This is a genomic window from Streptomyces sp. NBC_01214, assembly GCF_026340975.1.
GTDB lineage: Bacteria > Actinomycetota > Actinomycetes > Streptomycetales > Streptomycetaceae > Streptomyces.
Window position 1 is genome coordinate 628,365 of record NZ_JAPEOS010000003.1, and the last position, 12,902, is coordinate 641,266.

The 12,902-nt window shown below is 70.7% G+C and carries 12 protein-coding genes; 9 read left to right on the top strand and 3 right to left on the bottom strand.

Features of this window, described 5'->3' with window-relative positions; all coding sequences use genetic code 11:
- Nucleotides 1-21: 21 nt before the first annotated feature.
- From OG594_RS39105 to OG594_RS39140, 8 genes are all read left to right on the top strand, one after another.
- A complete protein-coding gene (locus OG594_RS39105) occupies nt 22-615 on the top strand; it encodes a hypothetical protein (RefSeq protein WP_266607141.1) in 594 nt (197 codons plus the stop codon).
- Nucleotides 608-3,289: a cation-transporting P-type ATPase gene (locus OG594_RS39110; RefSeq protein ID WP_266607142.1), complete on the top strand. Its 2,682-nt coding sequence runs from the start codon at nt 608-610 to the stop codon at nt 3,287-3,289. Before OG594_RS39105 ends, OG594_RS39110 begins: the two co-directional genes overlap by 8 nt.
- A 22-nt stretch (nt 3,290-3,311) precedes the next feature.
- On the top strand, nt 3,312-3,611 hold the full coding sequence (locus tag OG594_RS39115; RefSeq protein ID WP_266607143.1) for a DUF1876 domain-containing protein: 300 nt from the start codon (nt 3,312-3,314) through the stop codon (nt 3,609-3,611).
- A 169-nt stretch (nt 3,612-3,780) separates the two neighbouring features.
- Nucleotides 3,781-4,683, top strand: a complete 903-nt coding sequence (locus OG594_RS39120) for a universal stress protein (protein ID WP_266607144.1) — start codon at nt 3,781-3,783, stop codon at nt 4,681-4,683.
- Nucleotides 4,683-5,540, top strand: a complete 858-nt coding sequence (locus OG594_RS39125; RefSeq protein ID WP_266607145.1) for a universal stress protein — start codon at nt 4,683-4,685, stop codon at nt 5,538-5,540. The genes OG594_RS39120 and OG594_RS39125 overlap by 1 nt, the downstream gene beginning before the upstream one ends.
- Before the next feature lie 7 nt (nt 5,541-5,547).
- Nucleotides 5,548-8,130: a cation-translocating P-type ATPase gene (locus OG594_RS39130; protein ID WP_266607146.1), complete on the top strand. Its 2,583-nt coding sequence runs from the start codon at nt 5,548-5,550 to the stop codon at nt 8,128-8,130.
- 5 nt (nt 8,131-8,135) lie between these two features.
- Nucleotides 8,136-8,366 (top strand): DUF1918 domain-containing protein, encoded by a 231-nt coding sequence (locus tag OG594_RS39135; RefSeq protein ID WP_266607147.1) that lies wholly within the window; start codon nt 8,136-8,138, stop codon nt 8,364-8,366.
- Nucleotides 8,367-8,453: 87 nt separating this feature from the next.
- Nucleotides 8,454-10,202 (top strand): GAF domain-containing sensor histidine kinase, encoded by a 1,749-nt coding sequence (locus OG594_RS39140; RefSeq protein WP_266607148.1) that lies wholly within the window; start codon nt 8,454-8,456, stop codon nt 10,200-10,202.
- Between the two features lie 13 nt (nt 10,203-10,215).
- On the opposite strand, the gene OG594_RS39145 is transcribed toward OG594_RS39140, so the two are convergent.
- From OG594_RS39145 to OG594_RS39155, 3 genes are all read right to left on the bottom strand, one after another.
- Nucleotides 10,216-10,938, bottom strand: coding sequence for a response regulator transcription factor (locus OG594_RS39145; RefSeq protein ID WP_266607149.1), 723 nt, complete (start codon nt 10,936-10,938; stop codon nt 10,216-10,218).
- Between the two features lie 116 nt (nt 10,939-11,054).
- Complete coding sequence (locus OG594_RS39150; protein WP_266607150.1) at nt 11,055-11,699, bottom strand: CBS domain-containing protein; 645 nt, start codon at nt 11,697-11,699, stop codon at nt 11,055-11,057.
- Between the two features lie 45 nt (nt 11,700-11,744).
- Nucleotides 11,745-12,209, bottom strand: coding sequence for a Crp/Fnr family transcriptional regulator (locus OG594_RS39155; RefSeq protein WP_266607151.1), 465 nt, complete (start codon nt 12,207-12,209; stop codon nt 11,745-11,747).
- Nucleotides 12,210-12,440: 231 nt separating this feature from the next.
- Here OG594_RS39155 and OG594_RS39160 point away from each other — a divergent pair, with 231 nt between their 5' ends.
- Complete coding sequence (locus OG594_RS39160) at nt 12,441-12,875, top strand: pyridoxamine 5'-phosphate oxidase family protein (protein WP_266607152.1); 435 nt, start codon at nt 12,441-12,443, stop codon at nt 12,873-12,875.
- Nucleotides 12,876-12,902: the final 27 nt, after the last annotated feature.

Consider the following 12,902-nt stretch of genomic DNA (forward strand, 5'->3'; position numbering starts at 1 on the left):
CGTCCGGCGAGGGTCGGCCGGGTGCGTCGGCTGTTCGACGGACGTCCGAACGAGCTGCGTCGGCCGGTCGACCGGACCCGGCGCCGCTGGAACGTCGTCTTCGTACTGTCCTTCCTGATCGCCTTGCTCTGCGGCGTCGTCGTCACGACGGCCGTCTGGGACTCCGAAAGCCGGACCGCCGGGGAAACGGCCCGCCACCGGCACCGGATCGAGGCGACGACGGTCGGCTCCGCGGAGCGCGCGGTCTCCAGCCGTTCCAGCGGCACCTCGCGTGTGGTCGCTCCAGCCGTCTGGGAGTATCCGGCCGCTCACCAGCACTCCGGCAGGGTCTCCGTCCCGTTCGGCACTCCGGCAGACCGGACGGTCGCGATCTGGGTCGATGACGCGGGCAGGGAAGCGCAAGCGCCTTCGTCCGAAGCTCAACGCGCGCTCACGGCCGCAGCGGCGGGAGCCGGAGCTTTCGGACTGCTCGCCCTTGCCTCGGGAGCAGTGATCCGTCTTCGCCTCCACCTCGTCGAGACCCGCAGCCTGGCCCAGTGGGAGCACGAGTGGGAGGCCGTGGAGCCGCGCTGGTCCGGCAGGCTGCGGCGCGAACAGGGGCCCGGCGATGACTGAGGCAGCCACCAGGCCCCTGTCCCCCGCGGGCGGGCTGCCCCCGAGCCCTGACCCTCTGGAACCGTTGCCGCTCCTGAGGCGCGAGCTCGGCACCGGGCCGAGTGGACTCTCCGCACGCGAGGCGGCCCGCCGCCTTGCCGTCTACGGCCCGAACGAGGTCCGCCGCAAGGCGCGTACGTCACTGGGGCGTGAACTAGTGCGGCAGCTGGTCCACCCCTTGGCCCTGCTGCTCTGGGCGGCCGCGGTGCTGGCGTTCGTCGCCGGCATCCCCGTGCTCGGATGGGCCATCATCGCCGTGGTTCTCGTCAATGCGGCGTTCGCGCTCCTCCAGGAACGGCAGGCCGAACAGGCGGTGGAGACACTCGCGAAGTACCTCCCCGAGCACGCCCTGGTGATCCGCGACGGCCGGCCCTCGGCGGTGGAGGCAAGAGAACTGGTGCCGGGCGATCTGGCCGTTCTCGAAGAGGGCGCCAAGGTTCCCGCCGACGCACGGCTGACCGAGGGAGGCATCGAGGTCGACCTGTCGATGCTGACGGGGGAGTCCACCCCCGCCGAACGTATCGCCGGCCCCGGACTCATCGGAGCACCGCTGCTGCAGGAACCCAACCTCGTGTTCAGCGGCACCGTCTGCACCGGGGGCCAGGCCCAGGCGATCGTGTTCGCCACCGGAGACCACACGGAACTCGGCCGCATCGCCGCACTGAGCCAGGGCACCCGCCGCGACCCCAGCCCTCTGGAACAGCAGGTCAAGAAGGTCGCCTGGCTCATCGCCGCCGTAGCGGTCGCCATGGGCGGCGTGTTCCTGGCGGCCGGAGTCGCCGTGGGCCTGCCGCTGACGGACACCCTCATGTTCGCGATCGGGCTCCTCGTCGCCAACGTCCCCGAGGGCCTGCTGCCGACCATCACCCTCGCACTCGCCGTCGGCGTACGCGTCCTCGCCCGCCAAGGAGCGGTGATCAAACGCCTGAGCGCCGTCGAAACGCTCGGCTCCACCAACGTCATCTGCACCGACAAGACCGGAACCCTCACCCAGAACCGCATGCGACTCCAAGCCGTGTGGACGCCGGAGCACGGAAGGGAGCCCGGCCCCTGGGACGGAGAGCTGATGCGGACCAGCGCGCTGTGCACGACGGTCACCCGGGACGAGGAAGGCGCACTTCGCGGCGACCCGACGGAGATGGCTCTGGTAGAAGGCGCCGCTGCCCACGCCGCTCCCGTCGACCTCGACGGCCGTGACACCGGGCGCCGGGCCCTCTTCCGCTTCGACCCCCGGCTGCGTCTGATGTCCGTGGTCCAAGCCGATGGCGTGCAGGGTCTGCGCGTCATCGTCAAGGGCGCGCCGGAGACGGTGTTGCACACCCTGGAAGGCAGTTCGGGGTCCGCGGCCGCCGCGGCGGAGGAACTCGCCCACGAAGGCATGCGCGTCCTGGCCGTCGCCGTCCGAACACTGCCGGCCGGTGCCGAGGTACCGACCCGTCGCCAGGACGCGGAGACCGGGCTCCGCCTGCTCGGGCTCGTCGGCCTGTATGACCCGCCACGCCCCGAAGTCGCCGCCGCCGTCCGGCGCTGCCATGAGGCAGGGCTCCGCGTGCACATCGTCACCGGCGACAACGGCGCCACCGCCGCGGCCGTCGCCCGCGAAGTCGGCATCGGCCTGCCTCGTCTGCAAGTGGTGGCACAGTCCGAGTCGATCGGCGACCACGAACTCGACGCACTCCTCGCATCGGCGGACGCCGAAGTCGTCTTCGCCCGCTCCTCACCCGAGACGAAGCTGAAGGTGGCCGACGCCCTGCGTGCACACGGGCAGATCGTCGCCATGACCGGTGACGGGGTCAATGACGCCCCCGCCCTGCACCGGGCCCACATCGGAGTGGCGATGGGACTCTCCGGCACGGACGTGGCTCGTGAGGCGTCCACCATGGTGCTGACCGACGACAACTTCGCCACCATCGTCACCGCGATCGAATCCGGCCGCCGCGTCTACGACAACGTCCGCAAGTTCATCGTCTACATCTTCGCCCACCTCACCCCCGAGGTCGTTCCCTTCCTGGTCTTCGCGCTGTCGGCCGGCACGGTCCCGCTCCCGCTGACCGTCCTGCAGATCCTCGCCATCGACCTCGGCACCGAGACCCTCCCGGCTCTGGCCCTCGGCCGCGAACGAGCCGAACCGGGCACCATGAGCCGCCCGCCCCGCCCGAGTTCGCAAGGAGTCATCTCCCGCGACATGCTCATCCGCAGCTGGGGCTACCTCGGTACCGTCTCCGCCATCCTGGTCATGGGCGCGTTCTTCTACGTACTGTGGCGCGCGGGCTGGCAACCGGGCGACCCCACCGGCACGGGCAGCCCCCTGCACCACGCGTACGTCACCGCGACCACGGCCACGTTCGCCGGCATCGTCACCTGCCAGGTCGGCACCGCCTTCGCCGCCCGCACCGACCATGCGGCCCTGCGCGACATCGGCCTGTTCACCAACCCCCTGCTCCTGGCGGGCATCGCCTTCGAGCTCGCCTTCACCGCGGCCCTCGTGTACGCGCCGCCCCTGCAGGGCCTGTTCGGTACCGCCGCCCTGCCACTGGACGTCGTCGCACTCATCGCCACCTTCCCCGTCCTCGTCTGGGGCACCGACGAACTGCGGCGCTGGGTCCGGCGCACTCACCGGCACACGACGCCCTGACACCCATGACCGGAGGCACGCCATGACACACACCGCAGAATGGAAGGTCCGTCTCTACCTCTTCGAGGAGGACCAGACGACGAAGGCACGCCTGGAACTCGACACGGGCACGAACCGGCTCACGGGGCACGGCACTGCCCGCTGCGCACCCCAGGACAATGACGTCCCGGAGATCGGCGACGAACTCGCGGTCGCTCGCGCCATGGAGGATCTCGCCCTCCAGATGAAACGAGCCGCCTACGGCGACATGCAGGCTGCCGGCGCCCCGTCCCTCCAGGAATCCCTCAAGCCGTACACCGGATGGCTGGACACCGAAGCGTGAACAGGAAGGACCTGGGCCGGTCCGACCAGCGCGTTCGAAGGGGATCTTGCACACCGTCCTCGGCAGGGACCTTTGGCCCCCATGAAGGTCCTGAGCGGCCCTCTTCCTGATGGGGTCCGCGGTGTCAGCGTGAGAACAGACCCCCACTGGTTCCGGGCGAGGAGACATCATGAACAGCACCGTCAGCGGCTCGGAACTCGGCTCCGTCATTGTCGGCGTCGACGGCTCCGAGCCCGCCCGTCAGGCCGCGCTCTGGGCAGCGGCAGAGGCCGAACGCCGCGGGCGTCCGCTGCACATCGTGTACGGCGCCGACACGGACGGCCGGGCCCTCTACGTATCCGCCGAGACCATCGAGCGCGTCCGCAGCGCCGGCCGCGAACTGCTCGACGAAACTGCCACCGCGGTCAAGGAACAGCACCCTGGTCTGGTCGCCACCACAGAGTTCAGCCGCGGCGACCCCGTCGCCAGCCTGCACCGGGCGGCCGGCCTTCGCGGCACCATCGTGGTCGGCAACCGGGGTCTGGGCGGATTCAACTCGCTCATGCTCGGGTCCGTGGGCCTGAAGGTCGCGGCCGGCGCGAAGACGCCCGTCATCATCGTCAGAGGAACCGACGGCGGCGCCGAGAGCGGGACGGTGCTCGCCGGGGTCCGTGACGAGCACGACCTGGACTGTGTGCGTTACGCGGCGCGCGAGGCCGAGCTCCGCAAGGCCGACCTGCGGCTGCTCCACGTGTGGAACGTGCTCCAGTCCGTCGGCAGCGTGGTGACCATGATGGACGACGTCACGGAGATCGCCGACGAATACGTCCGGCACCTGACCGCGGTGACCGAGCAGGTCCGCCAGGAGTTCCCGGACATCACCGTGCGGGCGGACGCCGAGAAGAGCGTGTCCGTCGCCGGTGTCCTGGTCGAGGCTTCCCACCACGCCGACCTGCTGGTCATGGGCGGACGGCGGGCATCCGCGTACCTGGGACCCACCCTCGGGCGGCACACCCACAGCCTCGTGCACCACTCCCACTGCCCCGTGCTGCTCATCCCGCGCCACACGGACAAGCACGGAGACGAATCGTGATGGCCCCCACCGAACGCCGCGAGATCGTTGTCGGCATCGACCCGGCCAGGGACTGGCACCTGCCCCTGGCCTGGGCGTCGGACGAGGCTCACCGCCGCAAGACCGGGCTCCGCCTCGTCGTGGCTGTGCCTCCGCCGTACCAGAAGCGGCAGGTCAATGGCACCCCTCGCACCACGGCCCTGCACCAGGCGGGCTCGGAAGCCCTCGCGGCCGGTACCGACTGGGCGAGGGAACGGCACCCGGGGGCCGCCGTGGCCACAGACCTGATTGAAGGACTCCCCGTCCCCGCCATAGGCCGCCTGTCCAAGCAGGCCCGCATGCTCGTACTCGGATCCCGCCACCTGAGCCGGACCGCGGAGCACTTCAGCGCCGGCTCCACGGTGGTCCCGGTCACGGCCCAGGCGCACTGCCCGGTCGTCGTGGTCGGAAACCCCGAGCACATCACCCAGCAGCCGCCCTACCTGGTCGTGGGCATCGACGGCAGCGAGTCCTCGAAGGCGGCGCTCGCGCTGGCCTTCGAGGAAGCCGACCTGCGCGGCGCCGCACTGCGCGCCATCGCGGTATGGCAGCCGCCGGTCTTCCTGCTCCACGACGAGGAGGTCGCACTGCAGGCCCAGCGGCGGATGCTGTCCGAGGCCACGGCCGGCTGGTCGCAGAAGTACCCGGATGTGAAGCTCTCCCACGAGATCCCGATCGGGCATCCGGTGGAGGAGCTCGCGGAGGCCGCCGAGCACGCCCTGGCCGTGGTGGTGGGCCGCCGCGGACGCGGAGGCTACTCCGGCATGCGCCTGGGTTCCGTCGTCCACGGACTGCTGCACCGGGCGTTCTGCCCGGTGATCACGGTTCCGGCCGAATAGGACCGCCATGGCTATGACCCCGGCCACCGCAGAGGCACCGGTACGCACGCTCGGCGGGCTCACCGACCTCGAGGCAGAACGTCGGCTGGCCGAGCACGGCCGCAATGAGATCCCGCCCGCCCCGGCGACACCCTGGTACGCCAGGGTGCTGGCCCAGCTGCGCGATCCGCTGATCATGGTGTTGCTGGGCGCGGTGGTACTGACGATCGCGATCGGCGACCACGCCGACGCGGTGGTCATCGCCGTGGTAATCGTCGTCAACACAACCGTGGGCGTCGTGCAGGAGACCCGTGCCGACCACGCCGTGGCCGCTCTCTCCGCGATGTCGGCACCGAAGGCACGGGTCCTGCGGGACGGAGCCCCGCGTGAGGTCCCCGCCGCCCTCGTGGTGCCCGGCGATGTCCTGCTCCTCGCCGAGGGCGATATCGTGGCGGCCGACGCCGATGTCACCGAGGCGTCCGCCCTCATGATCGACGAATCCATGCTCACCGGGGAATCCGTCGCCGTGGACAAGGCGGACGATTCGACGGTGGGCGCGGGGACCGTGGTCGTGCGAGGCCGGGGTGTGGCGACGGTGAGGGCCACCGGCCCGGACAGCGCGCTCGGCCGGATCGCCGCGCTCCTCGACACCAAGCGGGAGCCGACGCCCCTGCAACACCGTCTCGCCTCGCTGGGGCGCATCCTGGCCGTCGTCACCGTGGCCCTGTGCCTGGTGGTCTTCGGCCTCGGGCTCGTACAGGGCCTGCCGCTCGGGATCATGGCGGTGACGGCCATCAGCCTCGCCGTCGCAGCGGTCCCGGAATCCCTGCCGGCCGTCGTGACCCTGGCCCTCGCGCTGGGAGCCCGGCGCATGGCGGCCCGGCACGCTCTCATCCGCCGGCTCCCCGCCGTGGAGACCCTCGGCTCTGTCACCGTCCTCGCCACCGACAAGACCGGCACCCTCACCGAAGGCCGCATGGTCGTCCAGCACGTGTGGACGCCACGGGCCGCGGTCGACTTCTTCGGGGTGGGGTATGAGCCGCAGGGAGACGTCCTGGTCGAGGGCAGGAAGCCGACGGCGGCCGAGCTCGGCCCCGTACAAGAGCTGCTGACGGCAGCGTCGCTCTGCAACGACGCCTCCCTGCGGCCGCCCCAAGGAGAGCCCCCGGACGAGGGCCGCTGGACCGCGGTCGGCGACCCCATGGAGGCCGCCCTCCTGTCGGCCGCGGTCAAGGCCGGGTGCGGCGAGCCGGAGCTTCTCAGGCGCACCCATCCCAGGACGTGGGAGATCCCCTTCGACAGTGGGCGCAAGCGCATGACTACGGTCCACCGCCTGTCGTCCGGCGGTGCCCTGGTGTGTCTGAAGGGCGCCCCGGAGGTGGTCTTGGACGCAGCCGTCCTTGCAGACCGCAGGGACCTCGTGGCCGGAGCCCGGCAGCAGGCGGCGACCCTGGCCTCCCACGGATACCGGGTGCTCGCCGTGGCGTCCGCCGAACACGCCGAGCAACCGGATAACGCGGAGACGGCCGAGGCGGGGCTGAGGCTCTTGGGCCTGGTCGCCATCAGCGATCCGCCGAAGCCCGCGGCAGCGGCCACTCTCGCCGCCTGCCACGCGGCGGGTATCACCACCGTCCTGATCACCGGAGACCACCCGGCCACGGCACGCGCGATCGCCGTCCGCGTGGGCCTGGCCGGCGCGGACAGCGATGACGAGACCGTGGTCAACGGCCCCGATCTGGCGGCAGGCCGGGTGGCCGACCTCACCGCCGCACGCGTCTTCGCCCGGACCGATCCACAGCAGAAGCTCGACATCGTCGACGCCTGGCGCGCCAAGGGGGCCGTCACCGCCATGACCGGCGACGGTGTCAACGACGGCCCCGCCCTGCGCCGCGCAGACATCGGGGTGGCCATGGGACAGCGGGGCACCGAGGTCGCCCGCCAAGCTGCCGATCTCGTACTGACCGACGACGACCTGTCGACCGTGGTCGCGGCCGTCGAGGAGGGCCGGCGGGTCTACGACAACATCCGCCGGTTCCTCGTCTACGGTCTGGCCGGCGGCGCCGCCGAGATCCTCGTCATGCTGATCGGCCCCCTCCTCGGCCTTCCGCTCCCGCTCCGGGCGGGCCAGATCTTGTGGATCAACCTCCTGACCCACGGTCTGACCGGGGTGGCCATGGGCGCCGAACCGGTGGACCCGCAGGCGATGCACAGGCCCCCGAGGCCGCCCGGCCAGCACATCCTCGGCGCGGGTGCCTGGCAGCGCCTCGTGGTGCTCGCCGCGGTCGTCACAGCCGCCTGCCTCACCGCCGGGACGGTCGCACGGGCCTGGGGCCTGCCCTGGCAGAGCGTCCTCTTCCTGTCCTTGCTCGCTGCGCAGCTCGGCGTCGTGCTGGGCCTGCGAACCCGCTTGCTGACCCGGGAGAACCTCTTCCTGCCCCTGTCCGTCCTCGCGTCCGCCCTCCTCGGGGCGGCAGCGCTCTACCTTCCGCCGCTGCAGTCGGTTCTGGAGACCGCACCTCTTGGATGGCCGGGCCTTGCCCTGGCATCAGCCGCCCTCGTGAGCGGCTTCGCGGCAGCCCGACTCGCACGACACGCTTTCCGAAGGAGCTGATGATCATGAAGGCGCACACCTCCGAGCACGGTCCCCATGCCTGCGTAGGCGACGAGATCGTGGTGGGCGGGCCCTCGGTGGGCAAAGCGGGTCGCGACGGCGAAGTCGTCGGTCTGCACCACGACGACGGCACCCCGCCCTACGACGTCCGCTGGTCGGACACCGGCAGGACGACCCTCTTCTTCCCCGGACCGGACGCACACGTTCGGCATCTCGGCGCGGACGAGTCCGGCTGACGCCTTCAGCCTGCGCGGGAAGGCGGTAGCGGGGATACGGTGAAGAGGCAGGCCGGACTTCCCCTGGGCGCCGCTTGGAGGTTACGCATGGGCGGGGACGAGCAGCGTGCCGCGCGTTCGGGGCTGCCGCGGCTCCGGCTGGACGAATTGCTCGAAGAGCTCCAGGTCCGCATCAACGAGGTGCGCGGCACCAGGGACCGGCTCAACGGGCTCCTCGAAGCCGTGATGTCCGTCGGCCGGGAGCTCGACCTTCCGCAGGTTCTGAGGGGCATCGTCGAAGCCGCCGTCGTCCTGGTGGACGCGGAGTACGGAGCCCTGGGCGTCATCGGCGACGACCGGAAGCTCGCCCAGTTCCTCCCCGTCGGCATCAGCGACGGCCTCCGGGCCGAGATCGGCGACCTGCCCTCCGGCCACGGCATCCTCGGCGAACTCATCCGCCACCCCGAGGCCCTACGGCTGTCGGAGTTGTCCGATCACCCCGCCTCCTACGGGTTCCCGGCCCACCACCCCCCGATGCACTCCTTCCTCGGCGTCCCCATCCGGGTCCGCGAGGACGTGTTCGGCAATCTCTACATGACGGAGAAGCGCGGCGGCATCGACTTCGACGAGGAGGACGAGGCGGTCCTGTCCACGCTGGCGGTGGCAGCCGGCATCGCCATCGAGAACGCCCGCCTCTACGAGGAAGTGCGTCTCCGGGAACGCTGGCTGACCGCCAGCTCCGACTTCACCAGCGCTCTGCTCTCCGGCCTTGCCGAAACGGAGGTACTGGAGGGCATGCTGGAGCGGGCCCGCGACATCACGGGCGCTGACATCGGTGTCTTCTACCTCGTGGGCCAGGGCGGGGAACTGCGCGGCTCGCTGGCCCTGGGTGAGGGCGCCGAGGCGCATCGCGGCATCGTGTTGCCCAGCAGTGCGGGAACCCTGGCAGCAGCCGCCCTCGGCGAGGAGAACGGGCTGATCACTGTTGCCGACGTCGGGACCGACGGCCGGATCACGGTGCAGCCGGAACGCTGGACGGGCTTCGGCCCCGCCGTCGCCGTCACGGTCGGCACCAAGGAGAAGCTGAGCGGTGTCCTCATCCTTGCCCGCAGACGCGGCCGCCCGGCGTTCGCCCGCGCCGAGATCGCAGCCCTGCCCGGCTTCGCCGGCCAGGCCGCCCTGGCCCTGGAGCTGGCCGACCGGCGCCGGGACACCGAGCAGATGAGCATGCTGGCGGACCACGACCGCATCGCCCGTGACCTGCACGATCTTGCCATCCAGCGCCTCTTCGCCACCGGCATGACCCTGCAGAGCGCCCAACGCTTCGTCGAGCATCCCGAGGCCTCGGAGCGGCTCGCCCGAGCCATCGACGACCTGGACGCCACCATCAAGATCATTCGCTCGACGATCTTCGGACTCCGCGAACACGAGGCGCCCGGGGTCACGCCGAAGCTGCGGCTGCGTGCTGTCCAAGCCGTGGAGGAGGCCGCCCGGACACTCGGCTTCGCCCCGGCCCTGCGGATGGAGGGCCTGATCGACACCGACGTCCCCCCCGAGACCGCGGACGAGGCGCTCGCGGTGATCGGGGAGGCGCTTACCAACGTGGCCCGCCATGCACAGGCGGGCCGCGCAGAAGTGTCCCTCTCGGCCGTCGAGGGCGTACTGACCGTACGGGTCACCGACGACGGAGTGGGAGTGGCACAGGGAGGCCGTCGCGGCGGGCTCCGCAATCTCGCCGAGAGGGCCGAACGCCTGGGCGGCGAGCTCTCCGTATCGGCGCACGGGTCGACCGGGCGGGGGACGGAACTGGAATGGCGGGTACCGCTGGATGGAGGCGACTTCCCACCGCCCGGGTGACCCCCGTCGACACTCAGCTCCGGCCCTTGCCGTGCTCCGGCTCGTGCCCGTGCCCGTGTTCGTGGACCTGCGCGGCGATGACGGCGGCCTGTACCCGGCGCTCCACCCCCAGCTTGCCCAGCAGCCGTGAGATGTGGTTCTTGACCGTCTTCTCGGACAGGTACAGCCGCTTGGCGATCTGCGCGTTCGTGAGGCCCTCGCCGATCAGTTCGAGCACGGAACGCTCCCGCTCGGAGAGAGCGGCCAGCCGATCGTCGTCCGGAGCCTTGACGGTCTCCGGGTCCCTCAGCGAGTGCATCAGCCGAGCGGTCGTCGCAGGGTCCAGCATGGACTGTCCGGTCGCCACGGTCCGTACGGCCGAAACCAGGTCCGACCCCTTGATCTGCTTGAGGACGTAGCCGGCCGCTCCGGCCATGATCGCGTCGAGCAGCGCGTCCTCGTCATCGAACGAGGTCAGCATGAGGCAGGCCAGCTCCGGCATGCGCGAACGGAGCTCGCGGCACACGGTGATCCCATCGCCGTCGGGCAGCCGGACGTCGAGCACGGCGACGTCCGGGCGCAGCGCCGGCCCGCGGGTCAATGCCTGCTCGGCGGTGGAGGCCTCGCCGATGACGTCGATGTCGGGCTCCGCGTTCAGCAGATCGTGCAAGCCGCGGCGTACTACCTCGTGGTCGTCCAGGAGGAAGACCCTGATGGGCGCCCCGGACAAGACAGAGGGTGCTGATGCGTCGGACATGTACGCCCCTGTAATCGATCGGCTGTGCGTACGTCTTGTCGTACGCATTGTCTCAGGGGAGCGGGCGGACGCACCTTGTGGCGCGCCCCAGAGCCCAGCGGGGCGGCCAAGGGGCCTCAGGCAGCTCCGGCGGGCTGCCCTTCCAGCTCCATCCTCACGTCCACAACGCCTTCAACGGCACGGATGGCGCGGGCCACCAGCGGCACCAAGGCGCGATTACGGAGAGATCCGCGCAGGGTGACGACACCGTCCGTCACCGATGCCTGCAGATGGACCGGGGGAGCGAGTTCGGCGAGAACCACGTCGCGGATCTCCTCCTCGATCTCCTCGTCGGTGCGCAGGAAGACCTTGAGCAGGTCGCTCCGGCTCACGACCCCCTCCAACATCCCCACGCCGTTCACCACGGGGAGGCGCTTCACGCGCTTGCGGGCCATGATCTGGGCAGCTTCGGCGAGGGTGGCGTCGGGGTGCACGGTCACGGCCGGACTCGACATCAGCTCCTCGGCCAGCACACCCCCCGCCTTGGAAGCCTCTTCCATCTGATCGGGAAGCCGGGGGTCGTCCCGCCGGAACTCCTCCTTCGGCAGGAGATCCGCCTCGGAGACCACTCCGACGACACGCCCCTCGCCCTCCAGGACGGGCACGGCGCTGACCTTCCACTGGTCCATCAGCTCGACGATCTCCTTGTACGAAGCCTCACGGCCGATGGCCACGGCCGTATGGGTCATGACGTCGCTGACGGTGTACCGGGACGCGGGCATGACGCCCTCCTCACTGCTGGGGGTTCAGGTGCGGGACACCGGCCGTCAGAGATAGCTGCCACTGCCGTGCGGGGCATAGAGGTCGAGCAGCCGGATACGGGCGGCGTGCAGCCGGTGCGCGAGCACCTGCGCGACCCAGTGGCCCATCGCGGAGCCGAAAGCAGGGTCGGTATCCATCATCGTGCGCACCGCGCCGGCGTCGAATTCGTACGTGCGCACCGGCGTCGTGGCCACAGCGCCCAGTCTCCAGGCACTGGGCTGCAGCATCCACGAGCACCCCACGAGCTCGCCCGGTCCGAGCCTTTCGATCACTGCCGGCTGTCTGCCAGGCACATGCACGTCCAGGGCGACGATGCCGGTTCGGACGATCCAGAACCTGTCCGCCCGGCCGCCCTCGTTGAAGAGGCGCGCGCTCTCGGGGAAGTTGACCTCCCGTGCGATGTCCATCAGCCGGGAACGGTGCTCAGCCGGCAGCGCGCCGGCGATCTTCGTAGGGGGAGTGGTCCTCATGGCGGCCTCCGGTCGATTCCCATTCAATTCTGTGCGGCTCCACAGGCACTGGTCATGGGCCGACCGGCCCCCGATTCCGCAGGACAGGGGACCGTTCGGCCCTGGCACGGCACGCGAGGAGGCAAGGACGCTGGGTGAAGCCGACACTGACACGACGCGGTCGGAGCGGAGGGCCGTGTGATGGATCACGAAACCGCCTGGAGGCCGGACCACGGGCCCGTCCTGGACCCGATGCGGTCCACGGAGCAGCTGGACCGCTCCGAAGCGCTGCGGCTCCTGGGCACCGTGCCGCTGGGCCGCATCGTCTTCACCCACCAGGCACTGCCGGCCATCCGACCGGTGAACCACGTGGTCGAGGGGGAGGACGTGATCGTCCGGCTCGACGAAGGCGCTTCACGCGCGTCGCTGGTGGCGATCCCCGGCACACCCGGCATCGTCCTCGCCTACGAAGCCGACGCCATCGACCCCGACACGCATCTCGGCTGGAGTGTCGTGGTGATCGGCTACGCCGAGCTCGTCGAGAACCGCAACGACGCCGAACGGCTTGAGGCGCTGCTCGACCCGTGGACGAACCAGCCGATGGCCGGCGTGCTGCGCATCCGGGCCGAACTCGTCACAGGGTTTCGCCTGGGGCCGGAACCTCGGCCGATTTCTGCCGCCGGGTGAGTCCCGGCCCTGCTTCTGACACCTGGC